Raw genomic sequence first — 25,515 nt, forward strand, 5'->3', positions numbered from 1 at the left:
ACTTAGAGCAAGGTTCGGGCCAGTTTTGGCGCAATCAGCTGGAGGCGAGGTTGGGCGGCACGAGACGCTGGCGTTCGGCGCGGTAAAGCTGCCGTACCATTTGATATTCATCGTCGATTTTGATCACCAGCTCTTCGATGCCTGCCAGTTGCTTCTTCTGCGCACGCTCTTCAAGCAAGCCGCACAGGTGCGCCAGCCGAATGGCCCCCATGTTGCTGCTGCTGCCTTTGAAGCTATGGGCAACCAGCGTCAGAGCACCGGCTTCATTGGCATTGTGCAATTGCCCGAGGCGTTCTTCCGAGTCGGAAAGAAAGGTGTCCAGCAGGTCGGCAAACCCGCCTTCCATGACATCGCGCAACGCACTGACGACGTTTGAATCCATATGAATGTCAGACACTTGTTCACTCCTTGATCAAGAATGGGCGAAGTATGCCAGAGCCTCCCATGAAAACTCTATGGCCGCACTGCGACCATCGCCGGGGGGACGGCGGCTGGCCCAAGCGGGCCGACCAACGGTGTCGTTGCGCCGAAAGGATCAGTCAGCGTCCTGGCGTGACGAGCGCTGGGACAACTCGTCCATCAGCTTTTGTTCACGCTTGTCGTCGAGCTGCCGTGCTTCGTCGGCATAGCGCTGAACCAGCTTGCGCAACCCTTCGACCCGGGCATAGGCCTGCTGCCAGGTTTCACGGGCCTTGTTGAGATTGTTTTCATGCCACACCAGACTCTGGCGCTGCTGGCCGACGGCCGTTTCAAGCTGGTTGAGGAAGTACTGATAGTTGCGCAACCACTGTCCGCTCACGCCCTGACTGCCGCGCTCGACCCATTGCGACTGGTATTCGCCGCGATACTTCTCAAGGTCGCCGAGCTTGCTGTTCGCCAGATTGACCTGGCCTTGAAAGTGCCCCAGACGCTGGGCGGCCGCGCGCTCTGCCTTCTCGGCCATGTCCACCACCGGCGCCAGGCGCGCCGCCCTTCCTCCACTGGCCATAACGGATTAGCCACCCGCTGCCGGCGCGAAAATCGAGCCCAGGTGACCACCACTCTCAGCCAGGCTGACGTTGTCGTTCAATCCTTGGCGCAAGTACGCCACCATCGCCGGCTGCAAGGCAATCGCCGTGTCGGTTTCGCGGTCACCGCCGGGTACGTAGGCACCGACGCTGATCAAGTCCCGCGCCTGCTGGAAGCGCGACCACAACTGCTTGAACTGCTGCGCCCGCCTCAGGTGCTCCTCGCTGACCACCGACGGCATCACCCGGCTGATGGACGCTTCAATATCGATGGCCGGATAGTGCCCCTCTTCCGCCAGGCGCCGGGACAGCACGATATGACCGTCGAGCACGCCCCGTGCCGAGTCGGCAATCGGGTCCTGCTGATCGTCGCCTTCGGACAGCACGGTATAAAACGCGGTAATCGAGCCGCCACCGGCTTCGGCGTTGCCGGCGCGCTCTACCAGTTTCGGCAGTTTGGCGAACACCGAAGGCGGATAGCCTTTGGTCGCCGGCGGCTCACCGATGGCCAGGGCGATTTCCCGCTGGGCCTGGGCGAATCGGGTGAGGGAATCCATCAGCAGCAGGACATTTTTACCCTTGTCCCGAAAGTATTCGGCAATCCGCGTGCAGTACATGGCGGCACGCAAACGCATCAAGGGCGCGTCATCGGCCGGCGATGCGACCACCACAGAACGCTTGAGCCCTTCTGCGCCGAGGCTGTGCTCAATGAACTCCTTCACCTCGCGGCCCCGCTCGCCGATCAGGCCAACCACAATGATATCGGCCTCGGTAAAGCGGGTCATCATGCCCAACAACACACTCTTGCCCACGCCAGTACCGGCGAACAGGCCCAGCCGCTGACCGCGGCCGACCGTCAATAAACCGTTGATGCTGCGAATACCCACGTCCAGCGGCACACTGATGGGGTCGCGCTTGAGCGGGTTGATGGTGGGGCCGTCCATGGGCACCCAGTCTTCAGCCTTCATCCCGCCCTTGCCGTCCAGCGGCCGCCCGGCACCATCCAGCACCCGGCCGAGCATGCTCATGCCCATCGGCAAACGACCGGTATCGGCCAAGGGCACCACCCGTGCTCCTGGCGCAATCCCGGCGACACTGCCCACTGGCATGAGGAAAATCTTGCTGCCGGAAAAGCCCATCACCTCAGCCTCAACTTCGACCGGATGAAAGCTGTCGTCGTTGATCACCAGGCAGCGGCTGCCCATGGCGGCGCGCAGGCCTTCGGCCTCAAGGGTCAGGCCGACCATGCGCAGCAGGCGGCCTTCGACCACCGGCTGTGCGGGCAACGACACCGCTGGCGCATAGCTGCTCAGGCGCTTGGCAAAGCTGGTGCGTCTAAGGCGCATCCGGCGCGTCCAGATCGATGTCCAGGTCCGCCGTAGCCGGGTGCAGCGACTGCTCATGCAACTGATCGAACAGCTGGCTCATGGCCTGGGTGATGCGGGTTTCGATGCTGGCATCGATCCGGCTGTGTTCGGTTTCAATGCGACAGCCACCCGGTTGCAGCGTGTCGTCTTCGACGATCCGCCAATGTTCGCCATGGCGTTCACGCAGGGCCTTGATCTGATCAAAGTCCTGGGGATTGATGAGCAGTCGGATATTCTCGGCGCCCATCGGCAACAGCTTCAGCCCCTCGCGCAGCACCTGCTCGATTTGCCGGGAATCGGTTTTCAATTCGCGCTGGATCACCTGCCGGGTGATGTGTTCGACCAGGCCGACCATGGCCTTTTCAAGTTGCTGGTCCTGCTCGGCCAGCGGCGCCAACAGGTTGCCCATCAAACGCTCAAGGCTTGCGACCTTGGCGCTCAAGGCCGTCTCGGCCTCCTGACGCACTTTAAGCTGAGTGCTGTGGAAGCCTTCCTTTTCACCCGTGGCAAAGCCTTCGTTCCAGGCTTCCTGGCGAATGCTCTCGAGTTCTTCGAGGGTCAGTGGCTGGACGTCCTCCAGCGGCACCTCCTCCATTTCCACCGGCGGCGCCTCAACCGGCTCGGGTTCCGGCTGCGGCTCAGGTTCGCAAGGCTCGCGCCACGGATCGAAGCTGGGCAACCCCCATACCTCGAAAGCACCCACATCCTTGGCGCGGATTACATCTGCCGGAGACTCGCCATTGCTCACTTAGATCATCTCTTCGCCGCCCTTCCCACCGAGAACGATTTCTCCGGCTTCGGCCATACGGCGGGCAATGGTGAGGATTTCTTTCTGCGCCGTTTCGACATCGCTGACGCGTACCGGCCCCTTGGCTTCGAGGTCATCGCGCAACAGTTCGGCCGCACGCTTGGACATGTTCTTGAAGATCTTTTCCTGAACGTTTTCGTCGGAACCCTTGAGGGCCAGCACCAGCACGTCCGAAGACACTTCGCGCAACAATGCCTGAATCCCGCGGTCGTCGACATCGGCCAGGTTGTTGAAGACAAACATGAGGTCTTCGATCTGGCCGGACAGGTCTTCGTCGACATCACGAATCGAGTCCATCAACTGACCTTCCATCGAGCTGTCGAGGAAGTTCATGATGTCGGCCGCTCGCTTGATCCCGCCCAAAGACGTGCGTGCGGCGTTGGAGTTGCCCGAGAACTGCTTTTCAAGAATCTGGTTCAGCTCTTTCAGCGCCGCCGGTTGCACCGTGTTGAGCGATGAAACCCGCAGGATGATGTCCAGCCGCGCTTTATGGTCAAAATGCCCCAGCACCTCGCCCGCCTGATCCGGGTCGAGGTAAGCCACCACAATGGCCTGGATTTGCGGGTGTTCGAAGCGAATTACATCCGCCACCGCTCGCGGCTCCATCCACTTCAGGCTGTCGAGGCCACTGGTATTGCCGCCCAGCAGAATGCGGTCGATCAGGCCATTGGCTTTGTCTTCGCCCAAGGCCTGAGTCAGCATTTTGCGGATATAACCGTCAGAACCCACGCCGAGGCTGGTCTGATCACCGACGATTTCGACGAACTCGCTCATCACCTGTTCAACTTGTTCGCGGTGCACGTTACGCATTTGCGCCATCGCCACACCCACCCGCTGGACTTCTTTGGGCCCCATGTGCCGCAGCACCTGGGCCGCATCGGTTTCACCCAGCGACAACAGCAAGATGGCGGCCTTGTCGACCCGACTCAGCTTGGCGTTAAGGGCAGCTCGGTTGTCACTCATCAGCGTTGATCCATTCTTTCACGACCTGAGCCACACGGCCCGGGTCTTCTGCTACCAGACTTTTGATCGCATTCAATTGAGCGTCATAGCCTTCGCTAGGGCTCGGCAACAGAATGCTTTGCGGGCCGCCGAGGCTGACGCGATCATTGGCCAGCTCGCTGTCGAAGCCGCTCATCGCCCCCAACTCGGCATCATTGCCAATCCCGGCTGCGTGTTTGTTGCGGCCCTGCCCGCTGATGTTGTTGAGCACCGGGCGCAACACGCCGAAAACCAGCACCAGGATGAACAGCACGCCCAGCACTTGCTTGACCACGCCCCAGAACCAGGGCTGGGAATAAAACGGGATATCGGCCACTACTTCAGCACGCTCCGGGGAGAACGGGACGTTGATCACGCTCACGCTGTCGCCGCGGCTGGCATCAAAGCCTACGGCGTCTTGCACCAGGCGGGTAAAGCGCGCCAATTGATCGGTGCTCCACGGCGCCCGAGTGACGTCGCCACTGGCCGGATCGACATTGAACTGATCGTCGATCACCACCGCCACCGACAGGCGATTGACGCGGCCCTGCTGCTGCTTGGTGTGGCTGATGGAGCGGTCCAGCTCGAAGTTGCGGGTCGACTGCGAACGTTTGTCCGCCGGGTACGGCGCCAGCATCGGCTGCCCCGTCGCCGGGTCCATGATTTGCTGACCGTTGGCATCGAGCAACGGCTGACCGGGCTGGATCATGCCGGCCGCTGCAGCGCCCTGACCGGCTTGCTGGGGTGCCGTGGCCGGGCCTGGCGGCTGATTGCTCAACGCCCCGGGCACACCTTGCGGACCATTGCTGGCCGTACGCTGCTCGGTGGTCGATTGCTCACTGCGCAGGGCCGGTTGATCCGGGTTGAACTGCTCGGAGGTGGACTCCACCGCACTGAAGTCGACGTCGGCCGAGACTTCAGCCTTGTAGCGGTCATTGCCCAGCACCGGCTGCAAAATGTTGTGCACGCGCTGGGTCAGCATGCTTTCCATGCGGCGACTGTAGTCGAACTGCTTGCCGGCCATGGTCAGCCCGGAGTTTTCCGCCTGATCCGAGAGCAGGTTGCCTTTTTGGTCGACCACGGTGATCTGTGACTTGTTCAGCTCGGGCACGCTGGTCGCCACCAGATTGACGATGGCCAGCACCTGTCCCGGCTCTAGGGATCGCCCGGCGTACAGTTCAACCAGCACCGAAGCGCTTGGCCGACGTTCATCGCGCACGAACACCGAGCTTTTAGGGATCGCCAGATGAACCCGGGCACCCTTGACGTTATTCAGGCTGGAAATGGTCCGCGCCAGCTCGCCTTCCAGTCCACGGCGATAGCGCGTGGCTTCCATGAACTGGCTGGTACCCAGGCCCTGTTCTTTATCGAGGATTTCAAAGCCGATGTTGCTGTCGGTAGGCATCACCCCCGCTGCCGCCAGCTTGAGACGGGCACGCGCCACGTCATCGGCCTTGACCAGCAAGGCCCCGGAGTTTGGCTCAACGGTATAGGCGATATCCGACGCTGCCAGGGTCTCCATGACCTGCTTGGCATCCAGCCCGGCCAGGCTGCCGTACAGCGGCCGGTAATCAGGCTGTTGCGACCACAGCACCACGGCAAAGCCAATCGCCACGCTCGCGGCCAGGCCGACCATCAGACCGACCTGACGCAGCATGGTCATGTCGGCCAGATTATCGAGGAAGGTCAGGCCGAACAGCGGTTTGCCGCCGGGGCCCGGAGTGGCCGGAACGTTATCCGGAAGTGCATCTGCCATGACTTGATATCGTCCTTAAACCGGCATCTGCATGATGTCCTGATACGCCTGAACCAGTTTGTTACGCACTTGGGTCAATGCCTGGAAGGACACGCTGGCTTTTTGCGACGCAATCATCACATCCGTCAGATCAACGCCGGTTTTACCGACTTCAAAAGCCGTCGACAGCTGGGACGATGCCTGCTGCGTTTCGCTGACCTTGTTGATCGCGTTGCCGAGCATGTCGGAGAAACTGCCGGCCCCCGTTTGCGGGACTTGCACAGCCGACTTCGGCTGGGCCATCGCGTCCATTTGCATGGCCCGCATGTCCAACATCAATCGATTAAATTCAATACCTTGGCTCATGGACAACCGCCTCCGACAACACGCATTTTTTTGACACTTTCACGACATTGGAAGTGGTGTAGCAACAAGGGTGCCAGCTCTTTGTCACAGTATCCGAATAAACGTTACCAATCGTCGCAGGCTGTAAAATCAAACGCCTCCCTGTAGCCACTGCCGAGGCACGAAGGCTGCGACCGGCGCGGCAAGACATCCTGACGAAGCCCTCACACATTCAGGCCCTTCGGTAGGTCAGCGATGGCGCGCGCACTCAGGTCGCCGCAAACAAATACGCCTCGACATCCATCCCCGCATCGCGCATTTGCGCCAGCTTGTAACGTAAGGTGCGCGGGCTGATGCCCAGGCGTTCGGAGGCTTCCTTGCGCCGCCCGCGCTCGGCACGCAAGGTGTCGATAATCATCTGGAATTCCCGGCGGCGCAGGTCATCGCCCAAGCCTCCCGTCGGTTCTTCCACGGGCGCCATTGCCATCTCCGGCAAAGGCGCGCAGGTCACCGGCCCGGCGAGGCAAAAGTCTGCCGCTTCGATCAACCCGCCCTGTTGCAGGATCAGCGCCCTCTGGATCGCGTTATCCAGCTCACGCACGTTGCCCGGCCACGGATACCCCATCAGGCACGCTTTGGCGCGGGGCGAAAAACGCACCGTTGTGTGTTTCATTTTGCTGATGTACTTGGCCAGCAAGCGCTCGGCCAGCGGCACGATGTCGGCGGTACGCTCGCGCAAAGGACGCCAGGCCAGCGGAAACACCGAAAGCCGGTAGTAGAGATCTTCCCTGAAGCGCCCCGCCGCCACCTCGCCCGCCAGATCGCGGTTGGTGGTGGCAACCACGCGAATATCCAGCACGATCGGTTTACGCCCGCCCACACGCTCGACTTCACGCTCTTGCAACACGCGCAACAGCTTGGCCTGCAACCCCAGGGGCATCTCGGAAATTTCATCGAGCAACAGGGTGCCGCCATCCGCCTGCTCAAACTTGCCGGCCTGGGCTGCAATGGCCCCGGTAAACGAGCCTTTTTCATGGCCGAACAAAGTGGCTTCCAGCATGTTGTCCGGGATCGCCGCACAGTTTATCGCTACAAACGGTCGATCAACCCGATGGGAATGCTGATGAATGTAGCGTGCCAGCACTTCCTTGCCGGTTCCGGACTCACCGGAAATCAGCACCGTCGAGTCGCTGCGGGCCACCCGCGCTGCCAATTCCAGCAGTTGCGCACTGGCCGGTTCAACGGCCACCGGACCTTCGCTGTCGGCAACGCCGAGGCTGCCGAGCGCATGACGGGCCACCAGGTCCAGCAAGGCCTTGGGCTCAAACGGCTTGACCAGATAGTCCACTGCGCCCTGGCGCATGGCATCCACGGCACGCTCGACGGCGCCATGGGCAGTCATCAGCAACACCGGTAATTGCGGCTGGCTTGCACGCAACCGGGCAAGCAACTGATGGCCGTCCATGCCCGGCATATTGACGTCGCTGACCACCAGGCTGAACGACTCGGTCGCAACAGCCGCCAGCGCCTCTTCAGCCGACGCCACAGCACGAAAACCATGCCCCGCCAATAACAGGGTGTCAGCCAGGGCTTCGCGCAGGGCGCGATCGTCCTCCACCAGCAACACGTTGATGTTCATCACCATCAGTTTGTCTCCAGTGTGTGCGGTATCAGCGGCAAGCTGAGCAAGGCACACGTACCGCGCCCCAGGCGCGACTGTAGTTTCAGCTCGCCCTGGTGCGCTCGCACCACCGCGTTGACCACCGCCAGACCCAGGCCGGTGCCCGTGGCCTTGGTGGTAAAGAAAGGCTCACCCACGCGCGCCAGTACCTTGGGTTCAATCCCGCCGGCACTGTCGCTCACACACAACCGCAAGCTGTGATCGCGGGCATACAGATGCACCTTGAGCCGCACGTTCGCGGCGCCCGCCTGCAGCGCGTTTTCAATCAGGTTGAGCAGCGCCCCCACCAGTGTGTCCCGATTGCACAGCACCTGCCCGCCGTGCACATCGCACTGCCAGCGCAGCGAGACGCCCTCAACATGGGGCTGGGCAGCGGCCTGAAGGGCCTGCATCAACGCTTTGGGGCTGACCCGATCCGTCAGCGGCAGCTCGCCGCGGGCGAACACCAGCATGTCGCGCACCTGATGTTCCAGTTCGTGCAGGCGCTCCTTGAGGCGCCCGGCAAACCGCTGCTGGGTTTCCACCGGCAGTGCTTGCTCGGTCAAATGGCTGGCATAAATCAAGGCCGCCGACAGCGGCGTACGAATCTGATGCGCCAGGGAGGCGACCATGCGCCCCAAAGAAGACAGCCGCTCATGCCGGGCCAACTGGTCTTGCAAGCGCCGGGTTTCTGTCAGGTCATTAAGCACCACCAATTGCCCGGGCTCGGCGTCCAGCGAGCGCGTGGTGATCGACAACCGTCGACCGTCCTTGAGGGACACTTCGTGACCATCGTCTTCACGGGGTGCAAAACAGCGGGCAATCACATGCCGCCACAGCTCACCTTCCAAGGGCAGCCCCAGCAACTCACCGGCCGCCGGATTGGCTTCGCGGACACGGCCACGGTCATCAATCACCACCACCCCGCCTGGCAACAGATCCAGCAGATGCTGCAGACGATTGGCGAGTCGCTCCTTCTCGGCCAGCTCGGCCATGCGCTGGGCACTGACCAGCGCCAGCTCGCCCTTGAGCTCAGTGACCCGGGCTTCAAGCAGGCTGTAGGAGTCACTCAATTGAGTGGACATTTGATTGAACAGCGAGAACGCCTGCTCAAGCCCTTCGCGGCTGGTCGGCTGCGCTGCGAGTGCAGTGGCTTGCCCTGCAAGATCAGGAATCGAGGACCGGTGGGCGGCATGAGGCATGAGGTGTTCTCGCGTGGCTGACCGTCATAAAACGGTTCGTTAGCCCTGACGAAGCAATACCCGTGCCCACATCGAATGAATCAGCTGGACGCGCGCTATGCACAGCTCAAAATGCAGCCACCGGGAAGCGCAGCGAGGCTGCGATCGGCCGCAAAGCCGGATAATACGGTGGGGGCAGGCCCGCCCTCGCGGACAGGTTTGGCGACTGCTGCGCAATCGGTCGCAGCCTTGCTGCACTCGGCAGCGGCTACGGGGAAACAGCCAGGCGTCAATCTTCTGCCTGGTCGTCCCCTTCACGACGGCTCATGCCGTACTTGCGCATTTTTTCAACCAGCGTAGTACGCCGGATGCGCAGACGCTCAGCGGCACGCGCCACGATGCCATTGGCATCGTCCAGCGCCTGCTGAATCAGCACTTGCTCCAGACCGGCGAGGTAATCCTTGAGGTCCAGGCCTTCGGGCGGCAGCATCGCCGTGGCCGTGAAATCGGGGGCATTGTTGATCGCTGCACGCTCTTCCAGGTCGCAACGCAGGTTCTCGACCATCTGCTCGTCTTCGTCGTCGACGTAGCGGAATTTCTTCGGCAGTTCGGCGATACCAATCACTCCATACGGATGCATGATTGCCATGCGCTCGACCAGATTGGCCAGCTCCCGGACATTCCCCGGCCACCCGTGACTGCACAGCGACATGATGGCGCCGGAATTGAAGCGGATCGAGCCGCGTTTTTCGTGCTCCATGCGCGAGATCAACTCGTTCATCAGCAACGGAATGTCTTCGACCCGCTCGCGCAAGGGGGCCATTTCGATCGGGAACACGTTGAGGCGGTAGTACAAGTCTTCGCGAAAGGCGCCGACCTCAATCATGCTTTCGAGGTTTTTGTGAGTCGCGGCAATGATCCGCACGTCCGCGCTTTGGGTCTTGTTGCTGCCCACCCGCTCAAACGTCCGCTCCTGCAACACCCGCAGCAGCTTGACCTGCATCGGCAACGGCATGTCACCGATCTCATCGAGGAACAGCGTACCGCCGTTGGCCAACTCAAAACGCCCGGCGCGGCTGGTGATTGCTCCGGTGAAGGCGCCCTTCTCATGGCCGAACAGCTCACTCTCAAGCAGTTCGGCAGGAATCGCCCCACAGTTAACCGGCACAAAGGGCGCATCGCGGCGCTTGGAATGGTAATGCAGGTTACGGGCGACCACTTCCTTGCCAGTCCCGGACTCACCGAGGATCAGCACGCTGGCCTCGGTGTCGGCCACTTGCTGCATCATTTGCCGCACGTGCTGAATCGCACGGCTGGTGCCCACCAGGCTGCGGAATAAATTGGGTTCACGATGCCGGCCACGCACACGGGCATGATCGTACATCTCGCGATAAACCTGCGCACGGTGCAGGGAATCAAGCAATTTGCTGTAGCTGGGAGGCATTTCGAGGGTGGACAGCACCCGGCGGCGCTGATCTTCAGGCAGGTCGACCGAAGAAATTTCACCTAAAAGCATGATGGGCAGGAACTCATCCCATGCAGCGAGTGTCTTAAGCAGTCCTGATACGCCGCCAGCGATGCTGACGTCGCCGACCAGGACACAAAGCACTTCACGACTCGACGACAGAGCGCTCACCGCCTGTTCCCAGTCGTGGCTAGGGCTGGCTAAATTTTCTTCACCCAGAAAATTTAAAATCACCGCCAAATCGTGGCGGCGAGCGCTATCGTCATCGATTAGCAGAATTTTGGTTTCACGCCACATGCAATAGCAACTTCCCTAGTCAACTCAATGCCCTGGCCAAGCAGGACATATTCGTCGCCCTGACCCGATGGATATCCAAGACGACTAAAAAACAAAATAACGCGCTAGTTAAGTCAAAAAACCGTGCATAGTCAAATTTATGGCGCTTTAAACGCGATTAACCACATCTTTTTTAGGCCTTAACCAAAGAGATGGTAAACCTTTGAAGCATTTTTTGCTTGATTGATCTGCCCCATTTGCTCAACGAGCAATTGCCGCTCATCCGTCGCCGCCTCCAGCAGCATGCGATACACCACCAACAACCCTTCCAGGTTCTCGCGCAACACCGCCTCATCCAGCGGTGCTTCATCCAGTACGCTCTCGACACATACCCGACACGCCGAGTCCAGCTCACCGATCGCATCCCAATTACGCTCGGCCAGAGCATCAATCAGCGCTACGCGGGTTTCTTGAATTCGTTGCAATTGACTCATGGCGCACTCCTCAAACCTGCGGGGTTTATTCAGCTGCGATCGCATCCCAACCACTTTTCACAGTGATCAGCAGACGAGCCACTTCGTCGATGATTTCAGGGTCGTTTTGCGCGTTGGCCAGGGTCAGGCGGACGGCCATGTATTCGTACAGGCTGTCGAGCTGCTGCAAGGCGGCCTTGTCGTCGGTCTTCTCTTCATCCAGGCCCTGACGCAGACCGGTAATGATGTCGATGGCCTTGGTAATAAACAGTGCTTTCTGCGCAACATCACCACGGCTCATTGCACCCTTGGCCTGCGCCATGCGATCCAGACCGCCTTCCATCAGCATCTGAATCAAACGATGGGGGCTGGCTTCGGAGATTTGGGCGTGGGAATTGACCTTCTGATACTGACGAAGGGCGCGCATCGGGTTCATGTTTCTACCTCATTACAGATGACAGGCAAAATGACTGGGACATGCTTTATATGTCGACCCAGGGGCGCAAAACTTTAGCCACCCGAGCGCCTCACATCAGTCTTTTTTAGGGTTATTCAACGAGTTGAGCGTGGTCATGATGCTGGAGCTGCTGGCGTTCATCTTCGCGATCAAGGTGTCCATCGCCGTGTATTTGGCGCTGAGGGTGTCTTTAAGGGCGTCCATGCGCCGATCCAGGTCTGCCTGTTGCGTCGTCAGGTCCGTCAGTTTGGTATTCAAGTCAGTGGCGCGGGACGCCAGCAACCCAGAACTTCCGACATAGCTTTCGGTGGCCTTGGTCATTCGTGCCACCAGGCCTGTGTCGCCAGTAAACACCTTGGCAATCTCGGTGGGGCCATTGGCGGTCTCCACCGCAGCCTTCCACTTGGTGTCATCCAGCGTCAGCAGCCCGGTTTTCTGGTCAGTGCTGATTCCCATCTGCGACAGGTTGCCGACACTCGACGAACCAGTGTTTTGCAGCAACTCGTTGCGGATACCGTTGACCAGTTGGCGCATTGACGCATCGCCCGTCAGCGCGCCCGAGGTGGTGGTCGACGCATCGCCGGTGGCCGTGACTTTGGTCTGGGTGTTGATACTGGTCAACAGCGCGTTGTACGCCGTGATGAACGACTGAACCGAGGTTTTCAGGGTGGTGGTGTTGGACGCCACGGTAATGGTGGATGCCTTGGTGTCAATCAACTCCAGGCTCACGCCGCTGATGGCCGCCGTCACTTTATTGCTCTTCGACTCCATGGCAATGCCATCAATCGTGTATTCGGCGTTCACCGGCGGCTTGCCGGCGTCATAACCGATCGCCAGCTCCGAATCGCCACTGATGGTAATGTCGGTGCCTTTGCCTGTGGTCTGCGAGCTGATCACCAGCCGCGAGCCATTGGCGTCGCTCAGGACGTTGGCGCTGATACCCTTGGATTGCAACTGCGTGTTGATTGCGTCGCGGGTCTGCTGCATGGTCGCCCCCGCCGGAATCGTGACATCGTAATTGTCACCAGACTGCGAGAGGGTCAGGGTTGCAGCCGCTTCGCTGGTGTTCACAACCGCCGAAGGGCCACCCGCGAACATCTTGCTGGTGATTTTCGACGCAGTCGCCAACTGAGTGACGTCCAGCGCATAGGTGCCGCTGGACGCTTTGTCATCGATGGTGACTTTGGAAATTTTTTCGTCAGACGACGATGCGGCCAGACCATTGAAGCTGGACGCGTTATCGAGCTTGGCAATCGCTGTACGGTAGGCCTCAAGCGCAACCTTGACCGTACCCACCGCCGACAATTGAGTCGTGGTGACGGTTTGCTGCTTGGTAATCTGGCTTTGCTTGGGCGCTTTTTCCGCATCAACCAGGGCTTTTACAATACCGACCGTGTCGAAACCCGAGCCGACCCCCGTAATGGTTGAACTTGCCATCTGTATTCTCCTTATCCGGTGGCTGGCGCTTTATTGGCGAAGCGTGCCGAAGCCACAGAGTGCTTCACATTTCATGCCACCTTCAAACGCCAAAACCTGAAAAAACAAAAGGGCACGTAAACGCGCCCTTCTGTTTTCAACCAAGCGCTGAAATTACTGAAGCAGTTTCATCACAGCGGATGGCAGCTGGTTAGCCTGGGACAGGATCGCAGTGGACGCCTGCTGCAGGGTTTGTTGTTTGGTCAGCTCAGCAGCTTCGGAAGCGAAGTCAGTGTCCTGAACCCGACCCAGTGCCGCGGTGGAGTTCTCGGAAATGCTCTGCAGGTTGGCCACGGTGCTGGTGAAACGGTTTTGAACAGCACCCAGAGCCGAACGCTGGGTGTCGATCTGCGAGATCGCATCAGCCAGCGCCTGGACAGTACGCTGCGAATCTTCTGCACTCAGAATGCTCAGGTCGGAAACGGTGGTTTCCTGCTTGATGGCAGTGGTCGATGCCGGAGCAGCCGTCAGACCCAATGCCGCCAGGCCCGTACCCGCACTGCCGTCTGCAATGTTGATGTTTTTAGTGGAGAACAGGCTCAGGCTGCCATCATCTTTCAGGCTGGCGGTGACGCCGGTGCTTGCACTGTTGATCGACGAAACAACATCGGCCATGGTCGAACCGGCGGTGAACTTGACTTCAGTACCGTTCAGGCTGATCGACGTTGCGTTTTCCAGTTTGGCCGGAGTCGTCCCCGACGCTAGGCCCAGCGCGGCCAGAGAACCACCCGTGCCGTTGGCCAGCTTGATGTCGCTGCCATCAGCGGTCGCCAATTGCAGACGGCCATCTGTCGACAAGGTCGCACTCACACCCGTCGCCCCACCTGGGTTGGCAGCGGTGTTAGCGGTGTTGATGGCATCCATGACGTCAGCCATGCTGTCACCGGCGGCAAACACCACATCCTTATCGTTGATCTTGATGGTCGTTGCGGCAACCAGTGCGCCTGGCGTGCCTGGAACGGCTGGTGTACCGGCCGAACCTGCAACTTCAGTGCTGACGCCAAGACCAGAGTTATCTGTCGGGTCAATGGTGATCGTAGCGGCAGAAGTCAGAACGAGCGCATCACCTGCCGTGTTCAAGGTCGCCTTAACATCGCCAACAGCTGCGAGGTTGATGGCATCCGCGGCGTCTTGAATCGTGGCGCCATCGGCGATTGTTACGGCTGTGCCGTTAATGTTCAACGTGCCGTCAGCACCCGCTGGCGCAACATACGCAGCACCTGTACGAACAAAATCAGTCGCAGGAACAGCTGGAGTACCCGCAGTACCGCCCGGCAAGGTCACAGCACTGCCCGTTACCGAAGCCTTCAACTGACTGGTCGCCGAACCCGCGACGCTTGCCTCGCTGAAAGAGCCTTTCAAACCGGTAGCGCTGATGTCGTTCATGCCGAACGAGATGGTCTGGTTGGCGTCGGAACCGATCTGGAAGGATTGGTTCTGGAACGAGCCGTCCAGCAGGTTACGACCACCGAAAGTGGTGGTTTGGGCGATACGGGTCAGTTCACCGGTTTTCGCCGTGAATTCTTGTTGCAGGGACGCACGGTCTTCGGCGCTTTTATCACCGTTCGCGGACTGCAGGGCCAGTTCACGCAAACGTTGCAGAATATTGGTCGACTCTTGCATCGCGCCTTCGGCGGTCTGGGCAATCGAGGTGCCGTTGTTGGCGTTGGCGATGGCCACTGTCATGCCTTTAACCTGAGAGGTCAGACGGTTGGCGATTTGCATGCCGGCGGCGTCGTCTTTGGCGCTGTTGATTTTCAGGCCGGAAGACAGACGGGTCATCGAGGTGCTCAGAGCATCGCCGGCTTTGTTCAGGTTCTTCTGAACGGTCTGGGACGTGACGTTAGTGTTTACTGATAAAGCCATGACGAAATCCTCATTGGATGAATACTGCGGCTTCCGGCCCTGGCAACCGCCGGGTGTGGCCTAGAGAACCTTCGTAATAGTTATCGTCGTGAATGCAGGTTGCTTGAGGGATTTTTTGAATTTTTTTACTGGCGGCGTGCCATCCCTTTTATTTCAGGGGGTTAGCGACACCTGAAGCGACAAAAATCCCCGTAGGAGCGAGCTTGCTCGCGATGGAATCACCGCGCTAAGTCAGGCATACCGCGTCGACCGGATCGCGAGCACGCTCAACGCCTGCAAAGAACAGAGGGGATGAATGCAAAACGCCCATGGCTTTGAGGCCACGGGCGCGGGGTGTTTCGACGAGCAGCTTAAGGGCGATAGATAATCGCCGAGCCCCACGACAGGCCTACGCCGAAACCGCTGAGGGCTACGCGTGTCCAGGTGGCGTCCATCACGTGCTTTTCCAGCAGCAGCGGAATGCTCGAAGACACGGTGTTACCGGTCTCGACCATGTCCTTGATGAACTTCTCCGGTTCGCCTTCAAAGCGACGGGCCACGGCATCGACAATCGCCGCACTGCCCTGATGGATGCAGAAAGCATCGATGTCGGCAGACGTCAGGTCGGACTCTTGCAGCAGCTCATTCAAGTGCGCCGGCACTTTGAGCAGCGCGAAGTTGAACACCTGACGGCCATTCATGAAGAACACGCCATCGCTGACTTTCAAGTGCGGAGCACCCGAACCGTCTGTGCCGAACTTGGCCTTGCCCAGCTGCCAGGGCGCATCTTCGCCCATCCAGGTGGCAGTAGCAGCATCGCCAAAGAGCATGGTGGTGTTGCGGTCTTCGGGATCGACGATTTTCGAATACGGGTCAGCGGTCACCAGCAGGCCGTTTTTCAGACCGGCCGCTTCCATGAAGCCCTTCATCGCGTAGATGCCGTAGACATAACCCGAGCACCCCAGGGAAATATCGAACGCAGCGACGTGGGTCGGCAGGCCGAGCTTGTCCTGAACGATGGCGGCCGTGTGCGGCAGGCCTTCGGCGTCGCCGTTTTGCGTGACAACGATCAGCGCATCGATGGATTCGCGATTGAGCTGCGGATTGTTGGCGAACAGCGCGTTAACCGCTTCGACACACAGGTCCGAGGTTTCCTGGTCAGCATCTTTACGCGGCAGGAATGCCGAGCCAATCTTGCCCAGAATGAATTCTTCGTCCTTGGAGAACTTCGCGCCTTGCGCGTAGTTGTCTACACCGCTTGCTGGCACGTAACTGGCGATGCTTTTAATGCCAATCATTGTGGCTTCCCAATACTGAATAGCTGGAGATCACCCGCTCTCACAATCGAGGGGCGTTGACAATAAAAGGGCTTCGTCGCGAAAAAATTCGGCGAAGTGGGCACCCGAATAGACACAAAATAGCCTGAAAAAGGCCCGGCGCCCGCCCATAGGTTTCACACGATACAGTGAAGATGCGCGTTATGACTCGCAAGTCACTCAATTTTGTGCGCTTTTATACAAAAGATTTCAAGGATTACCGCGGATAAACACTGTCGAAACGCTGCTGCCCGCCAAGCCTCGCAGCCTTCGTGCCTCGGCAGCGGCTACAGGATCACCCAAAACCTGTAGCCGCTGTCGCAGGCTGCGAAAAGGCCCGAAGGGGCTTCAAGATTTCAGGATCACCCGAGACCCGTAGCAGCGGTCGAGCGAAGCGAGGCCGTAGGGATAGGCCCCCCAGGCTTTACGACGGCTGCGCCGCCGGACGCGGCCTCGTTCTACTCGTCCGCTGCTACAGGATCACCCAACCTGTAGCCGCTGCCACAGACTGCGAAAAGGCCCGAAGGGGCTTCAAGATTTCAGGATCACCCGAGACCCGTAGCAGCGGTCGAGCGAAGCGAGGCCGCGTCCGGGTTTGATCTTGCCTTTGATCCATCCGCCCCCTTTCGGGAGGCCGTACGCAAGGATAGGTCCGCCAGGCTTTACGACGGCTACGCCGCCGGACGCGGCCTCGTTCTACTCGTCCGCTGCTACAGATTACGCGCTGGATCATCTCTGTAGCCGCTGGAGAGGGTGCCGGCAAAGCCTGCGCAGTTACAACTGGTTGAACAGGCTCAGTTGGGAGATTTTCACGAAAGCCAACTGCGAGGCTTCGAGCATGGCTTTCTGGAAAGCCAGATCAATGGATGCACCGGCCAGGTCGGTATTGCCAATGGCTGCCGTGGTGGAGTTATTGGCCAGGCCCATGCTGATGTTTTCTTCGTTCTGAATGTCCACCGCGTTCAAGCGCGCACCGATCGACCCCCGTGCGCTGTCGACGCCTGCGCTGGCGTTTTTCAGGTTACCGATCGCCGAGTTGATCGCATCCCTTTGGGCTTGCTGGGCCTGCGGGTCCTTGTCGATGGGAATGACCAGCGCCTGACGCAACTGGCTCAAGGTATCCAGCGCACTCTGGCTCTGATGATTGTTGCGATTGACCACGAACTGGTCGCCCGCCGCCCGCGCCCCGGAGAAGCTGAAGGTAACGCCCATGGCGCTGAGTGAATCACCGTTCATGCTGCCAGCGGCAATCGACTTGCTGCTGGCCGTCAGTGGCTGGGCGTAGACCTCGTACTCGGTCTCGCTGGTGAACTTGATCACCGCGCCGTTGCTCGGAAAGCTGTCGCGGTACGCATCGGCAGCGCCCGCGTCCACCTTGTCGATCGTGGTACCGGTAATCTGCGCCGTCGAGTCGTTGCTCGGGGTCCGCGAAGCACTGAACGAATCAGGCCTGGCCTCAAGGCTGAACACGCGCCCGGCCACTGCCGCATCCCGCTCTGCCGCCGGCACATCCTTGAGATCAAGGTTTATGTCGAACGAGACCCCGTTCAGACTGATGCTCTGCCCGCCTGCTTTATCCGGATCCAGCACGCCATTGCCCGGTACCTGCGAGGTCACATCCTTGCCCGTGGCATCGGTCAACGTGTATTGGGTGCTACTGGTGAATTCAAGTGTGTAAGGCTGGCCTTGGGCAAAGCTCTGGTTGAACACCGGGCTTGAGGTAATCAGGCCCGCCGACACGGAGACCTTGCCATCGTTGACCGATGGCGGCTGCAGTGTGGCCTGGGTGCGCCCGGTATTGACCGAGCCTTCCATGATGCTTTTGGCCGTGTCGGTGCTGGCCATGGACAAGGTGTCCGAAATCTTGAGGTTGAGCTGGGTATCATCGCCCTGATAGCTGTAAGTGCCATCATTGTTTCGGGTATAGGGCGGGGTGTCGGTTTTGGAGCCGGAGAACATGTAGTTGCCCGCGGCGTCCTTGCTGTTGAGCAGGCCGAAGACCTGGTCTTCGATACTGCCCAGCTCGTTGGCGATCGCGCCGCGGTCGGCGTCGCTGATCGCGCCCCCGGCCCGCAGCGCCAGCTCACTGGCCTTTTGCAGCGCAATGTTGATGCTGTCGAGTACGATTTCCTGGCTGCCCAGCGACGACTTGATGCTGTTCATGTTGGCCGTGTATTGGCCCAGCATGTCTTTTTGCTGCTGCAATTGCAGCAAGCGGGCCGCGCCCACCGGATCATCTGCCGCGGTCTGGATCCGCACGCCGGAGTCGATCTGTTGCTGGGTCTTGATCACCGACGAGAAATTGTTCTGGTAAGTGGCGCTGGTCGACTCAAAAAACTGGGACGTGGAAATGCGCATCGTCGAGGGCTCCCTTAAAGGCTGTTGATCAGCGTGCTGAAGGTTTCTTGCGCCGCTTTGATAATTTGCGACGATGCCGTGTAGTACTGCTGGAACTTGACCAGGTTGGATGCTTCTTCGTCCAGGTTGACCTGGGATACCGAGCCGCGCACTTCCTTGGCGTACGCCAGTGCCGCGCTGTTGGCCGTGCCGTCGACCGCAGCCTGACTGGCCTTGCCACCGACTTTGGAGACCAGTTGACTGTACGAGGCGGCCAGGCTGGAGCCGCCTCCCCCGTCACTCACACCAACGGTTTTCTTCGTTTGCAGCTCCAGCAATTGGTTGGCATTGCTGTTGTCCGCCTTGCCGTCCTTGTTGAACTTGATGTCGAAACTATCGCCTTTGGCGGGCGAACCGCTGATCGTGGCCCCGAAAGCGACATCCGTGGTGGTGCCGTCCGCGTTAGTGACAGGCACCTTGACCTTGATTTCGTTGTCCTGGCCCGGCACATAGGTACCGCTGCTGATGTTTTCGCCTTTTTCGTTCAGCACCCGGTAGCCATGGGTGCCATCTGCGTTAGCGCCATCAAAGACCACACGCACCGGCATCGCGGCCTCGACCTGCGCCTGCCCCAGATTGCTGCCACTGTAAATATCCAGTGCCGATGACAGGTTCAGGCCGCTGATGGCGCCGGTGCCCGTGTTGGAGCCGCCCTTACCTGCCACCAGAGGACCAGCAAATGCCAGTTTGCTGGCATCGGTCATCTGCACGCCAATAGTGCTCGCGCCGTTGCGGGTGGGGCTGACCTTGAACGTATCGCCCGACGCAACCGGGCCACCCTTGAGATCGAGACTGAACCCGTCGATGACGGCGGCCGGTTTGCGGGTGAGATCGAACGGACCCAGCGTGGTGCCATCAGAGCGCTTGACTGTGTAGTCCTTGTCGCTGCTGAACGTCACCTGATAATCATAAGTCGTGAGTTTGCCGCTGTCGGTAATGCTCACGTTCAGGTTGCCCGAGCCCTTGCTGTTGCCCGTGGCTGCCAAACTGCGCTGGCTGATGGCCTGTTCGCTGTTGATGCTGTTAAACAGCGACGAGCCGAACTCGCCATTGGCGTCCAGGCCCTGGCCCAACTGCTGGTTGATCGCATCAGCAACCACAATCGCAGTGCGCCCCAGATCATTCATCGCCGGCGCCAGCACCTCATCGCGGTAACGCAGCAAGCCGCCAATCTTGCCGCCGCTGATCACCGAGCTCACGTCCATGCTGGACTGCGCGTAGTTGACCTGAATGCTGTATTGGCTTTTGTCGACCTTGCCCGGCACCGCCGACAGCGTGCTGGCGGTACCGCCCAGCACCAGCGACTGGCCAGTGCCCAGCGAGATATCGAACACGTTGTCATGTTCCTGGACGGTGACCCCCACCAGTTCATTGAGCGTGCGTACCGCTTCGTTGCGCGCATCCAGCAAGTTGTTCGGTGTATTGCCGGCGGTGGTCGCATGGGCAATCTGCTGGTTCAGCGAGGCAATGGTGGCCGTGTGCTGATTAACCATTGAGGTCAGGGTGTCCAGCTGGCTGTTGATGCCTTCGTTTTGCTGGTTGAGCTGGGTCGAGATCGAATTGAAGCGGTTGCTCAGGGTTTGCGCATGGGTGAGCAGCAACTGGCGGGCCGATATGTCACCGGGCGCCCCGGCAGCGGTTTGCAATGAGGCGAAGAAGCTGCCGAGCGCGGCCGAGACACCGGTGCTTTTATCCGACAGCAACTTGTCGATGGAGCCAATCTGGTCGAGATAGGCCTGGGCGTCACCATTGAGCGAAGTAGTGGTTTGCAACTGGGCGTCGAGGTAAGCGTTATAGACCCGGCGCACGTCAGCCAGCGTGGTGCCGGTGCCAATGAACACGCCGCCCGCCTGTTGCGAGGCGGCACTGCCCTGCACGATTTGCTGACGTGAATAGCCCGAGGTATTGGCGTTGGCGATGTTATTGCCGACAGTCGCCAATGCGCCTTGACTGGCGTTCAGCCCCGACATCCCGATGTTGATCAAACTCGCCATGGTTCAAACCTTATAAATTCGTGAGAGAACCCGTCGAGGCGTAGCTCTGGTAGGTCTTCATTTGCTTGGCAATCTGCGAAATCTTGCTGGCGTATTCAGGGTCGGTTGCATAACCGGCCTTCTGCAATTCGCGTATGAACTGCTCCGGCTTATCGGCCGAATTCAACACTTCTTTATAACGATTGTTGCTCTGCAACAGCGTGACCAGATCATGGAAGCTGTCTTGGTAGGAATCGTAGGAACGGAAGTTCGCCGTCTCCTTGACCATCTGCCCGCCCTTGAACTCACTGGTGATGGCCCGCGCCTGTGCGCCCTGCCAACTGCCGGTAGCCTTGATGCCAAACAGGTTGTGACTGCTGCTGCCGTCTTGTTGGCGCATGACTGACTTGCCCCAGCCGGTTTCCAGTGCAGCCTGGGCCACCAGGTACAGCGGGTCGACGCCAATGCGGGCGGCGGCCTGTTGCGCCATCGGCAGCATGCTGGCGACAAATGTATCCGGTGAGTTGAAGGCTTGCCTGGCCGGAGCCAAGGGCGGCTGCGCCACGGCGCGGCCATACACCTGCATCCGCCCTGAAGCGCCGGCTGCGCTGAGCATCGGCTGGCCGCCGCCCTTGAGCACCGCCTCCATCCCGGGCGAAGTACGGCCCGGCACAGCGCCGGCATTGAGGGTGGCGATCGCCGGGTCGGCCGACGGCACGATCCCGGCCAGCAACCGGTCGGTCAGCTTGTTGGGCAACGACAGGCGCCGCTGGTTGAGCAATGCTCGGTCATTGGCATGTCCTCCCTCGCCCGGCGCGACCGCGACCCGGGAGGCCCACAACGGTCGCTGACCATTGGAGCGCACAAACGGGCTGTCGCTCGGGCTGACGGCAGGTGCCGCTGTTGCGGGTTGCGTGACCAGTCCGGTGTTGGGCACGGCGTCTTGCGGGGCTGTCGGTTTGTGCTTGGCCATCTGGCGCATCAGTACATCCGCCAGGCCTATGCCACCACCCTGACGGGACAAGGTCACCGACAGCTGCTGATCGTACATTTCCTGATACTGCTTGGCGGCCGGCGTGTTGAGCGGATTGTCCTTGCCCAGCACTTCGTTCGCCGAGCGCATGGACTTGAGCATTTCGTTCAGGAACAGCGACTCGAACTCCTGCGCCACCTTGCGCATGTTGCCGTCGCTTTCGCGATCACCGACCTTCAGATTGTTCAGCCGGTTCAGGTCGCTGAACGCACCCGAATCGCTGCCGCTGACCACACCGCTCTTACGCATATCCATAATGCCGGCCTCAGATCACGATCAGGTCGGCTTGCAGGGCGCCGGCCTGCTTGAGCGCTTCCAGAATCGCCATCAGGTCCCCCGGCGCCGCGCCAACCTGATTCACCGCACGAACGATTTCGTCGAGGGTGGTGCCCGGGCCGAACTTGAACATGGGCTTGGCTTCCTGTTGGGCATTGACCCGCGAACGCGGGACCACGGCGGTCTCGCCGTTGGACAGCGGGCCCGGCTGACTGACAATCGGGTCTTCGGTGATGGTCACGGTCAGGCTGCCGTGGGTCACGGCCGCCGGGGAAACCTTGACGTTTTGCCCGATCACGATAGTGCCGGTGCGCGAATTGATAATGACCTTGGCCACCGCCTGCCCCGGATCGACCTCCAGGTTTTCCAGGATCGACAGGTAATCGACGCGCTGGCTTGGGTCCAACGGCGCCGTGACCCGGACCGAGCCGCCATCAATGGCCTGGGCCACGCCCGGGCCGAGCAAATCGTTGATCTTGTCCACCACCCGCTTGGCGGTGGTGAAGTCCGAACGGTTGAGGTTCAGGGTCAAGCTGTTGCCCTGGTTGAAACCACTGGGTACCGCGCGCTCAACCGAAGCACCGCCCGGAATCCGCCCGGCCGACGGTACGTTGACAGTAATTTTCGAGCCGTCCCGACCTTCGGCGTCAAAACCGCCCACCACCAGGTTGCCCTGGGCAATGGCATAGACGTTGCCATCAATGCCTTTGAGCGGGGTCAGCAACAGGGTGCCGCCGCGCAGGCTTTTGGAGTTGCCGATGGAGGACACGGTGATATCAACCACCTGCCCCGGCTTGGCAAAGGCCGGCAAGTCGGCACTGATCGAGACCGCGGCGACGTTCTTCAATTGCACGTTGCCCGAGCCCGGCGGCACCTTGATCCCGAACTGCGACAGCATGTTATTGAATGTCTGCAAGGTGAACGGGGTTTGCGTGGTCTGGTCGCCCGTGCCGTTAAGCCCGACCACCAAGCCATAACCAATCAATTGGTTGGAGCGGACGCCCGAAATGCTGGCGATGTCTTTCAACCGCTCGGCGTGGGCGCCCAGGGTGGTCGACAGCAGCACTACGGCTGCCAGCAGATGCTTGAGGTTGAACATGGCGGCCATCACCTAGAAAGGAAAGAGGGGGCTGAGGAAGAACCGATCAAACCAGCCCGGCTGACTCGCATCGGCAAACGAACCGGTGCCCGAATAGGTGATCCGCGCATCGGCCACGCGGGTCGAAGACACGGTGTTGTCAGTGGAGATGTCATCGGCCCGGACCAACCCGGCAATACGCACCAGCTCATCACCGGTGTTCAGGGTCATCCACTTCTCGCCACGCACCGCGATGATCCCGTTGGGCAACACATCGGCCACCGTCACGGTGATCGACCCCGTGAGGCTGTTGCCCTGGCCCGCCTTACTGTCGCCCTTGCTTGCCCGGCTGCCGCTGTAACCAGCATCCAGGCTCAAATCACCACCGCCCAGCGGATTATTGGTGCTCAGACCGGCACCGAACAACGACGTCAAACCAAGGCTGGTGTTGCTGTTTTTACCGATCTGCGAGTTGGCGTTTTTACTCGCCTGGGTCTTCTCGTTCAGGGTAATGGTGATGATGTCCCCAATGCGAAAGGCCTTGCGGTCGCTGTACAGGTTCTGCTCAAAGCCGGCCTGGTAAATCGAACCGTTGTTGGCCGCAGCCGGCAGCGGCGTACGCGGCAGAACCGGGGCGTAATACGGATCGTTCGGGCGTGGTGGCGGGTTGACACAGCCCGCCAGGAACGTAATGCCGCCCAGTGCCAGAACAGAAAACAAGCGCTTCATGACCTCTCCCGCCATTGCCGGCGCCCTGTGGGCCGCCGTATTTACGTAATTACAGATTTTGCGTAACGAACGACAACATTTGGTCCGCGGTGGAGATCACTTTGGAGTTCATCTCGTAGGCACGTTGGGTAGTGATCATGTTGACCATCTCCTCCACGGTGCTGACGTTCGACGTCTCCAGCATGCTTTGCATGGTCAGGCCGAAACCGTTCAAGCCGGGCGTACCGATTTGCGGTGCGCCGCTGGACGCGGTTTCAAGGAACAGGTTGCCGCCCTGGGACTGCAAACCGGCCGGGTTGATGAAGTCGGCGGTCTGCAGGTTGCCGATGACTTGTGCCGCCGGGTTGCCGGCAATGGTGACCGACACCGTGCCGTCCTGACCGACAGTGAAGGTCTGGGCATCGGCCGGCACCACGATCGCCGGCTCAAGGGCAAAGCCGCTGGCGGTGACGATCTGACCGTTGGAGTCGAGGTGAAAGGTGCCGTCGCGGCTGTAGGCCGTGGTCCCGTCGGGCTGCATGATCTGGAAGAAACCACGGCCATTGATCGCCAGGTCCAACGGCTGCTCGGTGGTTTGCAGGCTGCCGGCGGCAAAGTTCTTTTGCGTGCCGACGATCCGTACCCCGGTTCCCACTTGCAGGCCCGACGGCAATTCACTGTCCTGGGTCGACTGGGCACCAGGCTGGCGCTTGATCTGGTACAGCAAGTCCTGGAACTCGGCGCGATCACGTTTGAAGCCGGTGGTCGAGACGTTGGCCAGGTTGTTGGAAATAGTAGTCAGGTTGGTGTCTTGTGCAGCCAAGCCCGTTTTTGCAACCCACAGTGCCGGAAGCATGGTGTTCTCCTCGCGCGCCGGTTTTTCGGCGCTGCGTTCAAGTCATTAGCTGATGGACAGGACCCGAGTCATGGCCTGGTCGTCTTCTTTGGCGGTGTTCATCATTTTGATGTGCAGCTCGAACTGCTTGGCCAGCGCCAGCACCGAGGTCATCTCATCGACGGCATTGACGTTGCTCGCCTCCAGGAACCCCGAGACCACGCGCACATTGGCATCGGCCTGGGCCGGCTGGCCGTCATTGGTGTGGATCAAGCCGTCCAGCCCCTTGCTCATGGCCCGCAGATCTGGCTGAACCAGCTTGATGCGATCCACTTCGGCCATGACCTGTGGACCTTCGCCCATGGCGCGGATGCTCACGGTGCCGTCCTCGCCAATTTCGATTTTCTGCTCGGGCGGCACGGCTATCGGCCCGCCATTGCCCATGACTGGCATCCCGTTGCCCGTACGCAGCATGCCCAGGGCATCCACATTCAGGCTCGCGGTGCGCACATAGGCCTCGCTGCCATCAGGCGCTTGCACGGCAATCCAGCCATTACCGCCCACGGCCACATCCAGCTCGCGGCCGGTTTCGATCATGGCGCCGGGGGTGAAATCCGTCGCAGGCCGTTCGGACAGGGCAAAGGCACGCGCCGGGAAGCTGTCGCCAAACACCGGCATCGAACGCGCCTGCTCCAGGTCACGCTGAAAACCATTGGTCGAGATGTTCGCCAGATTGTTGGCATGCGCCTTCTGGGCCAGCGCGTTCTGGCTGGCGCCCGTCATTGCCACATAAAGGTACTTGTCCACAGTCTTTCCTCTGTCT

Annotated in this window: 22 protein-coding genes; all 22 read right to left on the reverse strand. The window is 60.1% G+C overall.

Annotated elements, in window-relative coordinates; translation table 11 throughout:
* Positions 1–34: 34 nt before the first annotated feature.
* Positions 35–397 (reverse strand): Hpt domain-containing protein, encoded by a 363-nt coding sequence (locus DQN55_RS14700; protein WP_048383024.1) that lies wholly within the window; start codon positions 395–397, stop codon positions 35–37.
* Between the two features lie 138 nt (positions 398–535).
* A complete protein-coding gene (gene fliJ / locus DQN55_RS14705) occupies positions 536–988 on the reverse strand; it encodes a flagellar export protein FliJ (protein ID WP_048383023.1) in 453 nt (150 codons plus the stop codon).
* A gap of 6 nt (positions 989–994) precedes the next feature.
* Positions 995–2,353, reverse strand: coding sequence for a flagellar protein export ATPase FliI (gene fliI / locus DQN55_RS14710; protein ID WP_048383022.1), 1,359 nt, complete (start codon positions 2,351–2,353; stop codon positions 995–997).
* Positions 2,343–3,122, reverse strand: coding sequence for a flagellar assembly protein FliH (gene fliH / locus DQN55_RS14715; protein ID WP_048383021.1), 780 nt, complete (start codon positions 3,120–3,122; stop codon positions 2,343–2,345). Before fliH ends, fliI begins: the two co-directional genes overlap by 11 nt.
* Entirely contained in the window at positions 3,123–4,145 is a 1,023-nt protein-coding gene (gene fliG / locus DQN55_RS14720) for a flagellar motor switch protein FliG (RefSeq protein ID WP_048383020.1), read from the reverse strand. It abuts the gene before it with no gap.
* The gene (gene fliF, locus DQN55_RS14725) at positions 4,138–5,919 is read right to left on the reverse strand and encodes a flagellar basal-body MS-ring/collar protein FliF (RefSeq protein WP_048383019.1); all 1,782 of its coding nucleotides are present in this window, start codon (positions 5,917–5,919) and stop codon (positions 4,138–4,140) included. The genes fliG and fliF overlap by 8 nt, the downstream gene beginning before the upstream one ends.
* 15 nt (positions 5,920–5,934) lie before the next feature.
* Entirely contained in the window at positions 5,935–6,264 is a 330-nt protein-coding gene (gene fliE, locus DQN55_RS14730) for a flagellar hook-basal body complex protein FliE (protein WP_048383018.1), read from the reverse strand.
* Between the two features lie 247 nt (positions 6,265–6,511).
* On the reverse strand, positions 6,512–7,882 hold the full coding sequence (locus DQN55_RS14735) for a sigma-54-dependent transcriptional regulator (RefSeq protein WP_048383221.1): 1,371 nt from the start codon (positions 7,880–7,882) through the stop codon (positions 6,512–6,514).
* A gap of 5 nt (positions 7,883–7,887) precedes the next feature.
* Positions 7,888–9,105: a sensor histidine kinase gene (locus DQN55_RS14740; protein ID WP_048383017.1), complete on the reverse strand. Its 1,218-nt coding sequence runs from the start codon at positions 9,103–9,105 to the stop codon at positions 7,888–7,890.
* Between the two features lie 268 nt (positions 9,106–9,373).
* Complete coding sequence (locus DQN55_RS14745) at positions 9,374–10,846, reverse strand: sigma-54 dependent transcriptional regulator (RefSeq protein WP_048383016.1); 1,473 nt, start codon at positions 10,844–10,846, stop codon at positions 9,374–9,376.
* Positions 10,847–11,025: 179 nt separating this feature from the next.
* Complete coding sequence (locus DQN55_RS14750) at positions 11,026–11,319, reverse strand: hypothetical protein (RefSeq protein WP_048383015.1); 294 nt, start codon at positions 11,317–11,319, stop codon at positions 11,026–11,028.
* Positions 11,320–11,344: 25 nt separating this feature from the next.
* On the reverse strand, positions 11,345–11,734 hold the full coding sequence (gene fliS / locus DQN55_RS14755) for a flagellar export chaperone FliS (RefSeq protein WP_048383014.1): 390 nt from the start codon (positions 11,732–11,734) through the stop codon (positions 11,345–11,347).
* Between the two features lie 96 nt (positions 11,735–11,830).
* Positions 11,831–13,192 (reverse strand): flagellar filament capping protein FliD, encoded by a 1,362-nt coding sequence (gene fliD / locus DQN55_RS14760; RefSeq protein WP_048383013.1) that lies wholly within the window; start codon positions 13,190–13,192, stop codon positions 11,831–11,833.
* A gap of 153 nt (positions 13,193–13,345) precedes the next feature.
* Positions 13,346–15,097, reverse strand: a complete 1,752-nt coding sequence (locus DQN55_RS14765) for a flagellin N-terminal helical domain-containing protein (RefSeq protein ID WP_048383012.1) — start codon at positions 15,095–15,097, stop codon at positions 13,346–13,348.
* A 350-nt stretch (positions 15,098–15,447) separates the two neighbouring features.
* Positions 15,448–16,374 (reverse strand): ketoacyl-ACP synthase III, encoded by a 927-nt coding sequence (locus tag DQN55_RS14770; RefSeq protein WP_048383011.1) that lies wholly within the window; start codon positions 16,372–16,374, stop codon positions 15,448–15,450.
* Between the two features lie 792 nt (positions 16,375–17,166).
* Entirely contained in the window at positions 17,167–18,750 is a 1,584-nt protein-coding gene (locus DQN55_RS14775) for a flagellar hook-associated protein 3 (RefSeq protein ID WP_048383010.1), read from the reverse strand.
* A 14-nt stretch (positions 18,751–18,764) separates the two neighbouring features.
* Positions 18,765–20,783 carry a flagellar hook-associated protein FlgK gene (gene flgK / locus DQN55_RS14780; protein WP_048383009.1) on the reverse strand — a complete coding sequence of 673 codons (2,019 nt, stop codon included), beginning with the start codon at positions 20,781–20,783 and terminating at the stop codon, positions 18,765–18,767.
* A 10-nt stretch (positions 20,784–20,793) separates the two neighbouring features.
* On the reverse strand, positions 20,794–22,050 hold the full coding sequence (gene flgJ, locus DQN55_RS14785) for a flagellar assembly peptidoglycan hydrolase FlgJ (protein ID WP_048383008.1): 1,257 nt from the start codon (positions 22,048–22,050) through the stop codon (positions 20,794–20,796).
* A gap of 10 nt (positions 22,051–22,060) precedes the next feature.
* On the reverse strand, positions 22,061–23,170 hold the full coding sequence (locus tag DQN55_RS14790; RefSeq protein ID WP_048383220.1) for a flagellar basal body P-ring protein FlgI: 1,110 nt from the start codon (positions 23,168–23,170) through the stop codon (positions 22,061–22,063).
* A 12-nt stretch (positions 23,171–23,182) separates the two neighbouring features.
* A complete protein-coding gene (flgH, locus tag DQN55_RS14795) occupies positions 23,183–23,878 on the reverse strand; it encodes a flagellar basal body L-ring protein FlgH (protein ID WP_048383007.1) in 696 nt (231 codons plus the stop codon).
* 49 nt (positions 23,879–23,927) lie between these two features.
* Positions 23,928–24,713: a flagellar basal-body rod protein FlgG gene (flgG, locus tag DQN55_RS14800; protein ID WP_048383006.1), complete on the reverse strand. Its 786-nt coding sequence runs from the start codon at positions 24,711–24,713 to the stop codon at positions 23,928–23,930.
* 45 nt (positions 24,714–24,758) lie between these two features.
* On the reverse strand, positions 24,759–25,499 hold the full coding sequence (locus tag DQN55_RS14805; protein ID WP_048383005.1) for a flagellar basal body rod protein FlgF: 741 nt from the start codon (positions 25,497–25,499) through the stop codon (positions 24,759–24,761).
* Positions 25,500–25,515: the final 16 nt, after the last annotated feature.

The organism is Pseudomonas taetrolens, assembly GCF_900475285.1.
Taxonomy (GTDB): Bacteria; Pseudomonadota; Gammaproteobacteria; order Pseudomonadales; family Pseudomonadaceae; genus Aquipseudomonas; species Aquipseudomonas taetrolens.

Excerpts from the sequence above, each read along its gene's own strand:
- DQN55_RS14790 (WP_048383220.1), bottom strand. The coding sequence starts at position 23,170 with ATGTTCAACCTCAAGCATCTGCTGGCAGCCGTAGTGCTGCTGTCGACC.
- fliG (WP_048383020.1), bottom strand. The coding sequence starts at position 4,145 with ATGAGTGACAACCGAGCTGCCCTTAACGCCAAGCTGAGTCGGGTCGAC.
- fliF (WP_048383019.1), bottom strand. The coding sequence starts at position 5,919 with ATGGCAGATGCACTTCCGGATAACGTTCCGGCCACTCCGGGCCCCGGC.
- DQN55_RS14735 (WP_048383221.1), bottom strand. The coding sequence starts at position 7,882 with ATGAACATCAACGTGTTGCTGGTGGAGGACGATCGCGCCCTGCGCGAA.
- flgK (WP_048383009.1), bottom strand. The coding sequence starts at position 20,783 with ATGGCGAGTTTGATCAACATCGGGATGTCGGGGCTGAACGCCAGTCAA.
- DQN55_RS14750 (WP_048383015.1), bottom strand. The coding sequence starts at position 11,319 with ATGAGTCAATTGCAACGAATTCAAGAAACCCGCGTAGCGCTGATTGAT.
- DQN55_RS14740 (WP_048383017.1), bottom strand. The coding sequence starts at position 9,105 with ATGCCTCATGCCGCCCACCGGTCCTCGATTCCTGATCTTGCAGGGCAA.
- fliD (WP_048383013.1), bottom strand. The coding sequence starts at position 13,192 with ATGGCAAGTTCAACCATTACGGGGGTCGGCTCGGGTTTCGACACGGTC.
- fliE (WP_048383018.1), bottom strand. The coding sequence starts at position 6,264 with ATGAGCCAAGGTATTGAATTTAATCGATTGATGTTGGACATGCGGGCC.
- fliI (WP_048383022.1), bottom strand. The coding sequence starts at position 2,353 with ATGCGCCTTAGACGCACCAGCTTTGCCAAGCGCCTGAGCAGCTATGCG.
- flgJ (WP_048383008.1), bottom strand. The coding sequence starts at position 22,050 with ATGGATATGCGTAAGAGCGGTGTGGTCAGCGGCAGCGATTCGGGTGCG.
- fliJ (WP_048383023.1), bottom strand. The coding sequence starts at position 988 with ATGGCCAGTGGAGGAAGGGCGGCGCGCCTGGCGCCGGTGGTGGACATG.
- DQN55_RS14745 (WP_048383016.1), bottom strand. The coding sequence starts at position 10,846 with ATGTGGCGTGAAACCAAAATTCTGCTAATCGATGACGATAGCGCTCGC.
- DQN55_RS14765 (WP_048383012.1), bottom strand. The coding sequence starts at position 15,097 with ATGGCTTTATCAGTAAACACTAACGTCACGTCCCAGACCGTTCAGAAG.
- flgG (WP_048383006.1), bottom strand. The coding sequence starts at position 24,713 with ATGCTTCCGGCACTGTGGGTTGCAAAAACGGGCTTGGCTGCACAAGAC.
- DQN55_RS14770 (WP_048383011.1), bottom strand. The coding sequence starts at position 16,374 with ATGATTGGCATTAAAAGCATCGCCAGTTACGTGCCAGCAAGCGGTGTA.
- fliS (WP_048383014.1), bottom strand. The coding sequence starts at position 11,734 with ATGAACCCGATGCGCGCCCTTCGTCAGTATCAGAAGGTCAATTCCCAC.
- DQN55_RS14775 (WP_048383010.1), bottom strand. The coding sequence starts at position 18,750 with ATGCGCATTTCCACGTCCCAGTTTTTTGAGTCGACCAGCGCCACTTAC.
- flgH (WP_048383007.1), bottom strand. The coding sequence starts at position 23,878 with ATGAAGCGCTTGTTTTCTGTTCTGGCACTGGGCGGCATTACGTTCCTG.